A 14,300-nucleotide genomic window follows, 5' to 3' on the forward strand; every position below is an offset into this window, starting at 1 on the left:
TGTATCTAAACCTTTGCTTCCTGCAGTACGGCGACCGTACCGCAGGAAACATTAGCGGGCATTGCACGATGATTTATTTTTTCAACGCCTCATAATCGCTTTCAGTATAATCCTTGGAAGGATCCCAATTCGGGAATATAAAGTCATCCAGGCTTACTTTTTTCCCTGAAGCATTCACTTTTTCGATTGCAGCCTTCATTCCAGCATTCATTTTAGCATTATAATCCTTCATGGCCGCTGCAGCGTCCATCTTATCGTCAACAAGCAAATTCATCAACAGCTCACCAAATGTCGGTTTAATTTTTGGCTGACGAATATGGCCCAGCTCTCCGATTACGAGAGCCGTATCCGGATTAAGATTCACATAGTTCGGTGCTTCACGCATCGTATTTACGTGAATATCATAAAATACTTTGTACTCTGGATAAGGATATAGAGACTCATCCGCATTCAGCTCATCGATAGGCGATAAAGATGCGCCGCTTTGAATCGTGCTCTTGAAAAACTCTTTGGAGCCAAAAGCTTCCTCAATATATTTGCCCGCAGCTTCTTTGTTCTTGGAGGTTGCAGACAATACATAACCAGCAACATTGGCTACGTTCTGACCATAGTAAGGCAGCTCGCCATCTTGCTGCGGAACCGGTGCAAGCCCGAATTCAGCATCCGGCGCATCCCGCTTAATTTGCCACATGCGGTGGCGCGGATCGATCAGGAAGCCTGCCAGATTTTCACCGAAGAACACATTCGTCTCTGCCGGCTTCATGCTGTAAGATGCAGGCATAATACTTCCGTCTTTCTTCATTTGCTGCAGCAGTTCAATTGCTCCGATCCAAGCTGGAGAATCATATACATAGCTGCCTGTTGTCAAATCAAAACCAGGCAAATTACCGTGGGTAGGAACCTGCGAAGCTGTCATTCCCAAAATCATCTGATCCAGCTCAAGCGGCTGCCCTCCGGCAAATACAAGGCCGAATGTTTTACCGCCGCCTTTTTCGGTAATGATCTTCGCCATTTCGCGCAGCTCATCCCATGTTTTTGGCGGCTTCTCCGGATCCAGGCTGGCATCTCTCATCACTTTTTTATTATAGTGAAGAATCGAGCGGTGATTTAAACCGCGAAGCGGCCAAGTGTATATTTTACCGTCAATCATATTCGTGCCTTCTTGGAATGAACCTTCCATAAACTGAGCCTTCCATTCCTCTGAAACGAAATCATCCAGCGGTGCTGCCCAGCCATTCGTTACAACCTGCCGAACATCCATGCCTTGAGGTGTTAGAAAAATATCCGGCAAATCGTTACTTGCGATCGAAGCCTGAATAGCCGTATTGTACTCGGAAGTCGGCATGTATCTGACTTCAACTTTAATTTCGCCTTTATACTTTTCATTAAACTGTTTTGTAATAATCATTCCCGGGCTGTCTTCGCCCTTCCAAAAATCATCAAACCCTGCAACCGTAATAACAGCTTCCTTCTTTGTGTCAGTAGCCGACGGCTTGCTGCTTTGCTCCGGCTTTGTTCCGTTGCCATTACCGCTGCCGCCATTTGAGCCGCATCCCGAAATAATGAGTAGCACTGCCATTACTGGGACTAGCCAACGAAAAAACGTTTTCAATTCAACTTCCCCCTCATATGTTTGATTGCGCTTACATCCTTATTGTATTTAGAACCGCACCGCTTACATAGGAGCCAACTTCACACATGCGGGGGGTTATTTTTTACTTTTAGCATAGTAACAGCCCTTATTAAAAAACAACAGAAAATTTATTCCAAATGTTAACTTTTCTCTGATTGCCTTTCGTTTCATCCTAGCTCGGAAGATTCTCCATTCCCAATCTTGCTCTCCGTTTCCCTTTCTTGTTTTGATTGCGCTAACGGTTGCCATAGCCGCTATTTCGATTATTTTAGCTAATTTGAACATTTAACGGTTGCCGTAAGCGTTATTGTACCATTTTCCGAAAAAATCTGCGGTTTTTACCATATTAAGCGTAACTGCAACCCTTAGAATATTTAATCCGTGATTTTAGCACAAATAGCGTTTGTGGCAACCGTTAGAAATTTATCATTGGCAAAAAAGAAGCCATCTTCGAAATTCGAAAATGGCTTCCTTGCTATTAACTTACTTTAATTGATCCAACAGCCGCAGCATAATGACCGCTGCTTCTGCTCGTGTCGTTTGGGCAAGCGGCGCAAATCGGTTACCGGAACGACCTTCGATGATCTTATTGTCTACCGCAGCATTTACATATTCCTTCGCCCATGCCGGAATGCTGGCATCATCTGCAAAAGAAGTGCTTTCTGCTGCTTTATGCTCTAACTGCAAGGCACGAACGACCATCGCCGTTACTTCTGCACGGTTGATTTCAGCTTGCGGACGGAAGGTGCCATCGGAGTAACCGGTAATAATACCCGCTTGAACCGCGTAGGCTACCTCAGTCTGTGCCCAGCTGCTAATTTTTGCACTATCGCTAAAGTTCAGCGATCCTGCTTCTCCGCTAAGGCCTGACGCGCGAACGAGCATAACCGCAAATTCCTCACGCGTGATCGATTTCTCTGGACGGAAGGTTTTATCGCTATAACCGTTCACGATACACTTGGCAACAGCAGCATTAATCTGCTCCTTCGCCCAGTGCATGTCGATGTCGGTAAATACAGCTGCCTCACAGCCCGGATCAACCGTTCCTTTCTCAACTGCAATAACTGCAAATTTGGTGAAATGATCTACCGTTGCCGTTACAAAGCCGTCTTGAGCAATGCCTCCAATATAAACCCACTTACGTTTATCCTCATCGTAGTAGAATAGAGCAGGCCGTTCATTGTCAGCTAATTTAGCCGGGTCATAGGCCATTTTAATCTGTACCGCTTTTTTGAAATTGCCTGTGACGTTCTTAGTAATCTCATAGATCGAGCTTATAATATTATGATTGTCATTATTGAGATTAGCTGTATTTAACAGCTTAGTAATGGTCAAAATAAACGCTTCGTCCATTGCTCCAGAAGGCACATCAACCGTCACATTGGATTCCAGGCTTACTGAACCTGCCGAGCCAGCAGCAATTGATGATGAGCTCGATGGCGGTGCAATAATCACCCCGCCCCCGCTTGGCACGGACTGCATCTTAATCGATTTGCTGTCGCTAAGCAAGCTTTCGTAATGCAGACGGTTTACTGCTGTAACGGCGTAATTATAAGTCTCCCCCACTACAGTTTGCTCATCGATGTAAGACATTTGTTCAGCATTTTTACGAATAATGGAGGCGATTTGAGCCGGGTTTTCCATATTGATCGGCTGGTCGCCTACAGTTCGATAAACAACAAAGTAAGTCGTCTTATCATCTGCATCCTTCCAGCTTAGCTTAACCTTGCTGCCCTGCTGCACAGTTGAAATGCTGGACGATGCTATTTTTGCAGGCGCATCCTCTTCAAGCCAAGGCATAGTTGGCACAAGAGAAGGGTAACGATAAACATCCTTGATCTTCTGAGTAAGCTCTGGTTTATTTTTGAAATCGCGAGTAGTAAAATGCATACTACCCTTTACTTCTGGATAGTTCCAATTAAATTTCAATTGATTTGGAATCTCATAAGGGTCTGAGAAGTCCGGATAATTAACATCATCTGCTTTATAATCAGCATGGCCAATATAAAGCTGAGTCTTTTTACTCTTATTGTCTCTCATTAGATCACTCCACCATTTCACCAGCACTTCATATGCTGCCGGAGAATAGGTGAAATTCCAATAAATTTGAGGTGTTACGTAGTCGATCCAGCCTTCATCTACCCATTTGCGAATATCGGCATGCAGGTTATCATAGCTAGGCTGACCTGCAGCTGTATCGGAGCCTGATGGGTCAACGCTTTTATTTCTCCATACGCCAAATGGGCTTATACCAAATTTTACGTAACTTTTCTCAGCTTTAATCTTTTCACTTAATCCCTGAATCAATGTATCTACATTGTTGCGGCGCCACTCGTTGATATTTGGATACTTGGATTTTCCATATTTCTCGTAAGTCGCTTGATCTGGATTGTTTTCGCCATCGAATCGATTTGGATAGAAGTAGTCATCGAAGTGTACGGCATCAATATCATACTTCTTAACCACCTCCATCACACTATTTGTAATATAATCGATTACCTCTGGAACACCTGGATCAAAATATAATTTTCCTCCGTATTCGATAACCCAATCCGGATTCTCGATGGCTGGGTGATCAGCAACTAGCTGGCTGCGATCCGTATTCATACTTATTCGATACGGATTAAACCATGCATGAAACTCCATATTGCGCTTATGTGTCTCCTCGATCATAAAAGCAAGCGGATCATAGCCCGGATCCTTCCCTTGAGTTCCTGTCAGCCAGTGCGACCATGGCGCAAGGTCAGACTTGTAGAAAGCATCAGCTGTAGGCTTCACCTGCATTATAACAGCATTCATGCCAATGTCTTGATGCATATTAAGAATATCGATGTACTCTTGTTTTTGCTGCTCCAATACCGTCGATTTAGGCCAGTCTATTTTCTCAACAGTCGCAATCCAAGCCGCTCTTAATTCTCGCTTAGGCGCTATAAGTCCAGGTTTGTTAACTACCATCTTATACATTGCTGACTTCCCTTCAAGCTGTGCTGTAATTATAGTGGCACCTACAGAAATGCCAGTAACAACCCCATTATTATCCACTGTAGCAATCCCAGGCTTACTAGATTTAAAAACTACACCTTCTGAAATTTCTTGTAACTCATCAAAAATATTATATTTCGCCAGAACCTTTGCCTTCTTGCTCGCTCCTATATCAACAGGAGACAAGTCTGTAATCTGGATACTTTCTAACCTTTGAATGCGAGCAATTACTTCAAGGGAATGCGTAACCCTTTCCCCTTTGTAGTCTGCTGTTATCGTAGTTGTTCCTATATTATGTGTCGTCACTACTCCATTCGAGTCTACTGTAGCCACATCATTATCCGAGCTATTATACTCTGCACCTTCAAAAATCTTTAGTGGAGTAGTTGATCCTTCAAATGTAGCAAAAAGCTCTGTTGAAAATACATCTTTTACTTCTACTTGATTAGGCCCCATCAGTGTTAACTGTGAAACAACAGCGTCCTCATTGCTAACTACAAGCTCATAGGTGGACTCAAAGACACCCTTAGAAGCAGTAACTATAGTTGTTCCATCAGATAAAGCACTCACTACGCCATCGGAGTCAATTATCGCGACATTAGGATTGCTGCTTGTAAATGTCACACCTTCAGTAGCCGGCATAGGCGCGCTATACCCCTCGCGCGTCTCGAGCGCTAGTGCGGTTTTACTTTCCCCCACCTTCATCGGCGTAAGACCTGCCAAATCTAGTCCGTAAAGCCCGTCTGTATCTTCGTAAAAAGCAGTCAAGCGGTCAAAATACAGAATGCCGTCCGTTTTGCTGCTATCAGAAAGCTGCGTTACATAAATTCTATTTAAAACTAGTTCAGGGTAATCAGATTTTAAGTATTCACTTGGCAAAGAAAACACCACATATCTCCATCCCACCCAGTCCAACTTATTATTTTGTGTAAGATCCGCTGCATAGTTGGCACGGTTATTAAAATGAGCACGCAGCCAATGCTTATTACCATCCCCATACACCCAAACACCAAATTTCGTCGGCTTGCCTTCCAGCTTGAGTGGTGACTTCATTGTACTGTCATTAAAGAAATCCAAATAAGCAGCTGATGTTCCAGATTCAGAATTCGTAAATTGATAGCTAAGTCTAGCAGATTGTTTTCCAAACACTACAGGTTCGGGCCTGCTCACATGCGCAAATTGTGATTTTGCTTTTATAGGATTAACTGCACCAACAAACCCATCTCCCTCAAATTCCTCCAACACCTTGTATGGAAGCAGGTTTGGTCCCGCCGATGATTCTGCTTGAGCTACGTTATTGGCACCGCTTACAAATATAGATGAGATAAGAGCAAAAACTAAACAACAGGATAAAACTTTTCTTTGAGTTACAGTTAATAACGTCAACATAGTTCCTCCTATTCTCTTGTAAACTACTTCAATCTCATACTGCTATAAGCTTTTTTTTATTGACCTTGCTAATTTGTCAAAGGCTATAAAAAATAATATTTGCGAAATAAAAATAATTAATGTCGCAAACTTTCGAAACTTTATTTCACCTCCACGAAATAATTTAATATATAAATTCAAATAGTGCAATTGTTTTTGAACTTTTCCCGCTTAAAATTTTCCGACAAGAACCCGCATGTACCGCAGCTTTTTGACTATCAGACAACAGCAAAAATCCCAACACCGATAAGGTATTGAGATTTTTGATTAGTATGAAACTATTATTTTTTATCCAAAATACGCAGCATAATGACTGCAGCTTCCGCTCGAGTCGTTTGGGCAAGCGGTGCAAAGTTGTTGCCTGATCTGCCTTCTACAATCTTTTTGTCGCTGGCAGCTTTGACATACTCTTTCGCCCAAGCAGGAATCGAAACATCGTCGGCAAAGGACGTTCGCACTACTGGCTTATGCTCTAGCTGCAGAGCTCGGACTGCCATAGCAGTCACCTCTGCTCGATTGATTCTGTCTTGAGGCCGGAAAGTTCCGTCAGCATAGCCTGTAATAATTCCAGCATTTACAGCAGTTTTCACTTCTGCATATGCCCAGTTGCTAATTTTGCTGTTGTCCTTGAACGTCAGCTGCTTTCCTTTGCTATCAAGCGATAATGCACGAACAAGCATTACGGCAAACTCTTCACGGGTAATCGGCTTCTCAGGCCGGAAGGTTTGATCGGAATATCCCGTTACGATGCATTTAACAACCGCTTGACGAATTTGATCTTTGGCCCAGTGCGTCACGGTATCTGTAAAAGCAACCGCGCTGCAAGGATCAGGAGTTACAACTGGTCTCTCAACTGCAAATACAGCAAATTTTGTAAAGTGAGTCGTATCGGCCGTTACATATCCACCGCTTGCTGTACCGCCTATATTGACCCAATCCCGCTTCGATTCATCATAATAAAACATCGCCGGATATTCGCTGCTATTAAGCTGCGCTGTATTGTACGCCATCTTTATTTGAACAGATTTTTTGAAGCTTCCGGAAACATTTTTCGTAATATCGTAAATCTGGCTTACCAGCTTGCGGTTATTGAATCTAATATTGGACCAATCAAGCACTTTTGCGATTTTAAGCGTAAATTCCTTGCTTAGAGCTCCAGTAGGCACACTGACTGTTACCTCATTCTCCAAGCTAAGCAGGCCCGATTTGCCCGAAGGAATCGTAGATGAAACTTCTGCGCCTGGGTTTGCTAACACTTTTACAGTCGAGGTATTGCTTAACTTGCTCTCAACATGCAGCCTGTTTACAGCAGTAACTGCGTAATTATACGTCTCGCCGACAACGGTCTGTTCATCAACATAAGCCATCTGATTGGAATTTTTGCGAACCGTAGTCAGAATATGAGCCGGGTTGTTGATATCTATCGCCTGGTTGCCTTGCGTACGATAAATAACAAAATAAGTGGATGCTGTATCCGTATCCGTCCAACTTATTTTCGCCTTAAATGCCTGCTGCATGGCAGACATGCTTGAAACGCCCGCTTTCTCGGAGGCTTTGCCGCCAAGCCAAGACATCGTTGGCACTAGCGCCGGATAGCGGTAAGCATCTTTAATCATTTGTCGAAGCTGAGGCTTATTTATTAAATCGCGAGTCGTAAAATGAATACTGCCTTTGACATCGCTATAGTTCAAATTGAACTTCAATTGGTTGGCAATTTCATAAGGATCTGTGAAATTTTCATTTTCAAATGCTTTATAGTCGGCATGGCCAATGTAAAGCTGTGTTTTGGCGTTGCTTGTTCGAATAAGATCGCTCCACCATTTGACAAGCTCTTCGTAAGCTGCCGGTTCGAAGCCAAAGTTCCAATAAATTTGCGGTGCCACATAATCGATCCAGCTGTTCGTCACCCATTTTCGAACATCCGCATGAAGATTATCATAGCTCGGCTGTCCAGCGGCAGTATTCGAACCATTGGGATCAACACTTTTATTGCGCCATACGCCGAACGGGCTGATGCCGAACTTCACATAATTTTTCTTTTCTTTAATTTTGGTGCTTACCGTTTTAATAAGCGTATCTACATTATTTCTGCGCCAAGCATTAATATTGTTAGGATAATTGCGCTTGCCATATTTCTCATAGGTCGCTTGGTCGGGATAGTTAGGCCCATCGAATTGATTCGGATAAAAATAATCGTCGAAATGTACCGCATCAATATCGTATTTTTCGACAACTTCCATTACTGTTTTTGTAATATAGTCTATTACTTCCGGATTACCCGGGTCAAAATAAAGCTTGCCTTTGTACTCCATCACCCAATCAGGATGCTTACGAGCCGGATGATCCGCAGACAAGCTGCTCCAATCATTGGTCGTACTGATCCGGTAAGGATTGAACCACGCGTGAAACTCCATATTCCGTTTGTGCGTCTCCTCGATCATAAACGCGAGCGGATCATAGCCCGGGTTTTGCCCTTGCTTGCCGGTAAGCCAATGCGACCACGGCGCATATTGCGAAGGATAGAAGGCATCTGCTGTCGGTTTTATTTGCATGACTACTGCATTCATGCCGATGGATTGATGCATATTGAGAATGTCAATATACTCCTGCTTCTGCTGCTCGCGATTTGTAGACTTGGGCCAATCAATTCGCTCCACTGTCGCGATCCATGCCGCCCTTAATTCCCTCTTTTGCGGCTTTAGCCCAGCTTTATTTACAACCATCGTATAAACAGCCGTTTTCCCTTCAAAGGTTGCCGTAATGACGGTAGCCCCTACTGAAACGCCTTTAATTCTGCCGCTGCTGTCAACGGTTGCAACCTTTGGCTTGCTGGATGAAAACTTCACGCCCTGCTTGATTTCTACAAGCTGATCGGAATTGGTGTATTTCGCCATCACTTTGGCTGTTTGAGTCGCACCGATATCGACCGGAGAAAGATTGACAATTTGCAGCCTATCAAGCGCCTTTTGCTGCTCTTTTACTGTAATTTTAAGCTCTGCAGTTTTACCGCCGTAGGTCGCGCGGATAGTAGTCGTGCCCGCTTGAAGAGCAGTAACTGTCCCTTTGCTGTCTACGGATGCTACTTTTGTATTGTCGCTTTTAAATACTGCACCGTCTACAATACGAACCGCTGCTGGATTGCCTTGAAAAGTTGCATATAATTCAACAGTAAAAGTATCTTTAAGTGCTGCTTCATTAGGTCCAGTCAAAGAAAGCTGCTGAACCGCTGCTGTATCATTGCCCACTTGCAGTTCATAGGTCGCCGTAAATCCGCCGTATGCCGCTGTAATAGTCGTTGTGCCTGCTGCCTTTGCTGTAACTTGGCCTGCACTCGATACAATAGCTACCTCACTGTTGCTGCTTGCATAAATAACCGAAACAGTTGCTGGTTGCGGCGCCATATAGCCTGCGCGGGTTTCCAGCGCTTGCGCTGTTCTGGTTTCTCCTATTTTCATAGGAGTCAGGCCCGATAGATCAAGCCCATATATTCCGCCCGTATCCCCATAGAAGGCTGAAAGCCGGTCAAAATAAATGACGCCGTCTGTTTTGTTGCTGTCGCTTGTCTGAACCGGATAAATGCGGCGAAGCTTGATCGGATCAGTGTAACCGTCCAACAGCAGCTCCACTGGCACATCAAACACGACGTACTTCCATCCGATCCAGTTAAACTCATTGCTTTTCGTCAGCTCAGAAACTTTGCCGTCATTGAACTCTGCGCGCAGCCAGTGATTGTTATTGCCGTCCCCAAATACCCACAGGCCCAGCTTGCTTGGCTTGCCTTCCAGCTCTAGAAACTCCGTCTGCCTTCTGTCATTCCAGAAGTTCATATACGCCGCAGCGTTGCCTGGTTTTCCGCTTGTAAACTGATAGCTCAGCTTGCCAGACTGGTTGCCAAACACGACTGGCGCTGGGCGGCTGGCATATTCAAATTGAGCTCCCGCATTGATCGGGTCCCTGGCGCTTATATAGCCAGTACCCTCGAATTCCTCTATTACTTTATACACAGCCTCACTTATCGTCGTTGTATCTGCACTAGCAACCGGATAAATATTACCGTTTATGCATAACGAAAAAATAAGGACAAGCATGAACAAAAAACGAAATTTTTTCATTTTTTTCATTACCAATCACCATTCCTCCTTACGATTTATCAGTTCTCCAAGCGACTTGCCTTTCCAATCACATCCTCATTCAAAATCACTGCTTTGCAAATTGCAAAAGCGCTATAGCCGCTCTTTCTCTTCTTTCAGCATCCTCACTTTTTAGCGCCTGCTTCAAAACCTCTATCGCCTCGCGTACTGTTGCCGCATCTACAGCGCAAGAAATAAAGGAATTGTCGGCAGTCTCCATCAAATGATCAGCTTGCGGCTTTTCTATTATTAGACTCTCCACTTCTTCTATCGTTACAGACTGTGCTAACCTGACTAATGTTTCACTTTCCGGCATCATTTTTAACAATTTTTGTTGCGCCTTGCTTTTGTCGATGCCTTGCAGCCATGTAACGCCTCTGCGATGCAGTCTCGGAGGCAGCTGTACGGATTGCAGCTCTGCTTGGTTCTCACCGGCAACAAAGTAATAATCGCCCATATCACCCGAGTAAACGCGCTTCCCGTCTGAAGCTAGAATCAAGTCCTCATCGTTTATCTCGTAAACAAAAAGACGAAGCTCCTCACTAACGGAAGCTTCAGCAAACATAGAGCAAAGCTGCTCCCAGCTTATAAGCTCCACATCCTCCTGCAGCCAAGGCACATCTATGCTAATATAGTTTTCCTTTATAAATTCATCCAGCGTCTCAGCTGTCGTTTGTAAGTAAAAAAGCTGCCTGCTGCTGCCTGCTTTCATATTTTTATTCACTCCTAACCTCTTATATCCGACACCTTCTATATCCGACTTTGCTTAAATTAATCTTCTTGCTTCTGTATATGATGAATGCCAGATAACAAGGTCTCAGTCAGCAGCTTCAGCGTAACGTCCAAATCAAGCGGCAAGCCGAATCCGCCTGATTGCTCTAATGAAGCAAAGCCATGCAGCATGCTGCGGCAAATGCGGACAGAATGCAGAGCATGCTGCTCATCGAGGCCATAATACTTAACGACTTCAACAAGCAGTTCTACTACTTTTTCAGAAGCCTTCATCCATTCGATATCGCTTGAATCAGGAGCTTTTAATGTTGCACTGTAGAGGCCGGGATTCGCTCTTGCAAAAGATATATACGATTTAACCACTGCACGGATAGCATCATCTCCGCGGTAATTGGCAATTGCTTTATGCAATGCTGCATACAATTTTTCGATGCCACAAGCAGCCAGCTTCGCCTGCAGCTCTGGCAGACCATTGATATGGTTATACAGAGATGGCGAGCGGACGCCTAATTTTTTGGCTACAGAGGCTAATGTGACCTCTTGAAGCCCTTGCGTGTCCGCCAATTCAACCGCAGCTTCAATAATAATGGATAAATCCAGTCCCGCTCGGGGTGACATTAAATAACCTCTTTTCTACTTGGATAATGTGTGTTCCGCTCTATCTATTGCTTGTTCCATAATGTCTATCGGTTGTTGAAGCATTCGCCCATGTCCTGCTGCCAGGAGGGCAGGCTTATAATTCAGCAATCTTTTCGCGCTCTCTAAAGCGGCATGTTTGCTCCAGGTTGCCATAGCTGGGAAAGGGAATGCGAGGCGTGTATCTCCAGATACTGCAACGCCGCCTCTTGTCTGAAAAGCGTCTCCCGCAATTAAGGCATGGGAGCGCGTATCCAAAAAAGCCATCGAGCCTGGCGTATGTCCAGGGGCAGCTATCGCTTGCAAAGAACCTATTCTATCTCCATCATACAGCAAATGATCCGCTCTTGTTTTTATATTTTTCGGTACGCCGCCGCGAATAGGAGTATTAAGCTCCTTCGGATCAAGGGAACGGTCCCCTTGCAGCAAACGTGAGTCTCTTTCAGAAATATACACAAGCGCATTCGGCAAGGAAAGCTTTAATTCGTCCAATGCGCCGACATGATCCTGATGTCCATGTGTCAGCACGATGCGAGTAATCGGTTTGCCTATGCGGTCAGCAGCCCTCAGAATGGCCTTCGCACTATAAGGCAGCGCCGCATCTATTAGCGTAAGTTCCTTGTCTTCCTCGACCAAATAACAATTAACCGGAAAAAAACGAGGTAAAAAAGATAGCTGGTATACTTCATTTTGCTGGATTATTCTCAATAGAATCAACTCCCAATAAGGTTAAACGGCTCCGCCGTCCTTTGGACAGGCGCATTTACCGATAAATGATAAGAACAGGTTTGTAAAAAACTCATTGTAAACAAACGAAACTAATGGTGTTAGTTTTTATAATAACTAATACCATTAGTTTTCGTCAAGCACTTTTTTATCGGGCTTATAAATAAAAATAGCCCGGCAGCTTTGCTGAACACAGCTGCCAGGCTAACGACTCCTTGAAGTACTGGTAATCTATCAGGCTAACCCCCACTCCTCGCGGGCTTGCTCAATTGTTTTATGACGCTCGGGCTGCTCGATTTGATGGCCCTTAGGCTTTTTTCCAATCCAACGATCGTCTACAGGATCGGATGCAAGCTGATATCTCGTGTCACAGCTGATTCGTATTTGATCCGTCATATTTACGGTGGATGCGTGCATAGTGTACATTCCGAACATAATCGCATCTCCCGCGCGAAAGTCCGCAGTTGCCCACTGTCCTCCAAATTTCTCTATCAGTTCGATCGGATCGTTCGTAAACCAGCCGATCCCATCCCGATCGGAGTCAGATTTGCCATAAGTCTCTTTGAATCTGTCCCACTTATGCGACCCTTGAAGAATCGCAAGTGTTCCCAATTCGATCGGATTGTCGCCGAACGGCGTCCACAGCGTGAGCACGTTTGGAGTGCCGCGTCCCATATACACGATGTCATAATGCGCGCCGGTACTGTCGCCCTTTGCGATTTGACGAAGCCACTTATAGTCATAGGTCATAGCTTCGCCTCCCAACAACTCTGAGAAAAAGGCCATCACATCGGGATGATTGACTACATTAAGGAAAGCCGGACAATCGTCAAACACGTCTCTCGGCTTCTTCGCAGCCGTATTCATACTCAAGATTTCCTCTCTTGCCGCCATAATCCGGTCTCGGGAATGGAAGCCGCGGATAAACAAATACCCATCCTCCTTCATCCTCTCCCTGAGCGCTGCTGTATCCTTTCGAATATCACTTGAATCACGCAGCTCTGTCAAATAAGGGCCTCCCATCTCCAATTGATGCTTACCGATTTGCACCTGCATTACGTTGCCTCCTTTATTCAAATTCGTGAATATAGTAACATAGCAGTTAAGTATTCCGAATGTTGAAGTGTGGCATAAATATTCAAATTTGTGTGATTGGGAGGATGTACGACAATGTCATTCGATCAGCCAACCTATTTGCTTCCGGATAATCAGCAGGAAATCTACCTAAGCTACTATGGGAAAGAGCAGTGTGCTCCGGGGCAGCGATGGCCCGGAGTACGCGACCATTATTTAATTGTTTATATCGAGTCGGGGCGCGGCCGTTATCAGGCCAATGGGTTCGATATCGAGCTTGAAGCCGGCAGTTCTTTTGTTCTTTTTCCCAACACGTTCACCGTTTACGAAGCTGATACTAGCAACCCCTGGGCCTATAAGTGGATAGGAGTCACGGGCAGTCGTTGCGACCGAATTATGAAGGATTGCGGCATTCATCAAGAAAAACCAGTTATCGTCCACAGCAACCCTCATCGGCTAAGCTTTCTTTACGATGAGCTTCTCAATTACGAAGCTCATCATCCGCGGCCGGATATGTTGTTCAAATCCGGTATGCTACAAATTTTACTCGCAGAGTATGGGCGCGATATGGAGTACGTTAATGATCAGGAAAATGAGCATTTGCCTGACGCGAGGATCATAACGTCTAAGCAATTTATGCAAGAGCATTACGATAAAAAGATCTCTATATCAGACGTTGCCAATTATGTCGGTCTAGAGCGGACATATTACAGCAAGCTGTTTAAACAAATGACCGGCACTTCACCCTATGCTTACATTATGAAACTTCGCCTGGATCGTGGCTGTTCGCTCCTAAAAGAGTCCAATCTTCCCGTCGAACATATCGCATTACTGCTTGGCTTTAACGATATGTTTCACTTCGGCAGCTTCTTCAAGCTGAAGATGGGATTGTCGCCATTGCAGTATCGAAAGCAGCACCAGTGAATTATTAACCTCAGATAATCGAAAAGGCATGACGT

General features: G+C 44.6%; 8 protein-coding genes. 1 reads left to right on the top strand and 7 read right to left on the bottom strand.

Translation table 11 applies throughout. The features are described from left to right. Positions 1 to 73: 73 nt before the first annotated feature. The 7 genes from V1L65_RS05275 to V1L65_RS05305 form a co-directional block, all read right to left on the bottom strand. Positions 74 to 1,612 carry an ABC transporter substrate-binding protein gene (locus V1L65_RS05275; protein WP_331698030.1) on the bottom strand — a complete coding sequence of 513 codons (1,539 nt, stop codon included), beginning with the start codon at positions 1,610 to 1,612 and terminating at the stop codon, positions 74 to 76. 504 nt (positions 1,613 to 2,116) lie between these two features. Next, positions 2,117 to 6,004 carry a family 10 glycosylhydrolase gene (locus V1L65_RS05280; protein ID WP_331698031.1) on the bottom strand — a complete coding sequence of 1,296 codons (3,888 nt, stop codon included), beginning with the start codon at positions 6,002 to 6,004 and terminating at the stop codon, positions 2,117 to 2,119. A gap of 320 nt (positions 6,005 to 6,324) precedes the next feature. After that, positions 6,325 to 10,164, bottom strand: a complete 3,840-nt coding sequence (locus V1L65_RS05285; RefSeq protein WP_331698088.1) for a family 10 glycosylhydrolase — start codon at positions 10,162 to 10,164, stop codon at positions 6,325 to 6,327. Between the two features lie 76 nt (positions 10,165 to 10,240). Then, on the bottom strand, positions 10,241 to 10,897 hold the full coding sequence (locus tag V1L65_RS05290; protein ID WP_331698032.1) for a hypothetical protein: 657 nt from the start codon (positions 10,895 to 10,897) through the stop codon (positions 10,241 to 10,243). Between the two features lie 47 nt (positions 10,898 to 10,944). Then, positions 10,945 to 11,523 carry a TetR/AcrR family transcriptional regulator gene (locus tag V1L65_RS05295; RefSeq protein ID WP_331698033.1) on the bottom strand — a complete coding sequence of 193 codons (579 nt, stop codon included), beginning with the start codon at positions 11,521 to 11,523 and terminating at the stop codon, positions 10,945 to 10,947. Positions 11,524 to 11,538: 15 nt separating this feature from the next. Beyond that, positions 11,539 to 12,249 (bottom strand): MBL fold metallo-hydrolase, encoded by a 711-nt coding sequence (locus tag V1L65_RS05300; protein WP_331698034.1) that lies wholly within the window; start codon positions 12,247 to 12,249, stop codon positions 11,539 to 11,541. Between the two features lie 252 nt (positions 12,250 to 12,501). After that, a complete protein-coding gene (locus V1L65_RS05305) occupies positions 12,502 to 13,323 on the bottom strand; it encodes a phytanoyl-CoA dioxygenase family protein (protein ID WP_331698035.1) in 822 nt (273 codons plus the stop codon). A gap of 114 nt (positions 13,324 to 13,437) precedes the next feature. Between V1L65_RS05305 and V1L65_RS05310 the strand changes: the two genes are divergently transcribed. Beyond that, on the top strand, positions 13,438 to 14,265 hold the full coding sequence (locus V1L65_RS05310; protein ID WP_331698036.1) for an AraC family transcriptional regulator: 828 nt from the start codon (positions 13,438 to 13,440) through the stop codon (positions 14,263 to 14,265). Positions 14,266 to 14,300: the final 35 nt, after the last annotated feature.

Source organism: Paenibacillus sp. IITD108 (assembly GCF_036541265.1).
GTDB lineage: Bacteria > Bacillota > Bacilli > Paenibacillales > Paenibacillaceae > Pristimantibacillus.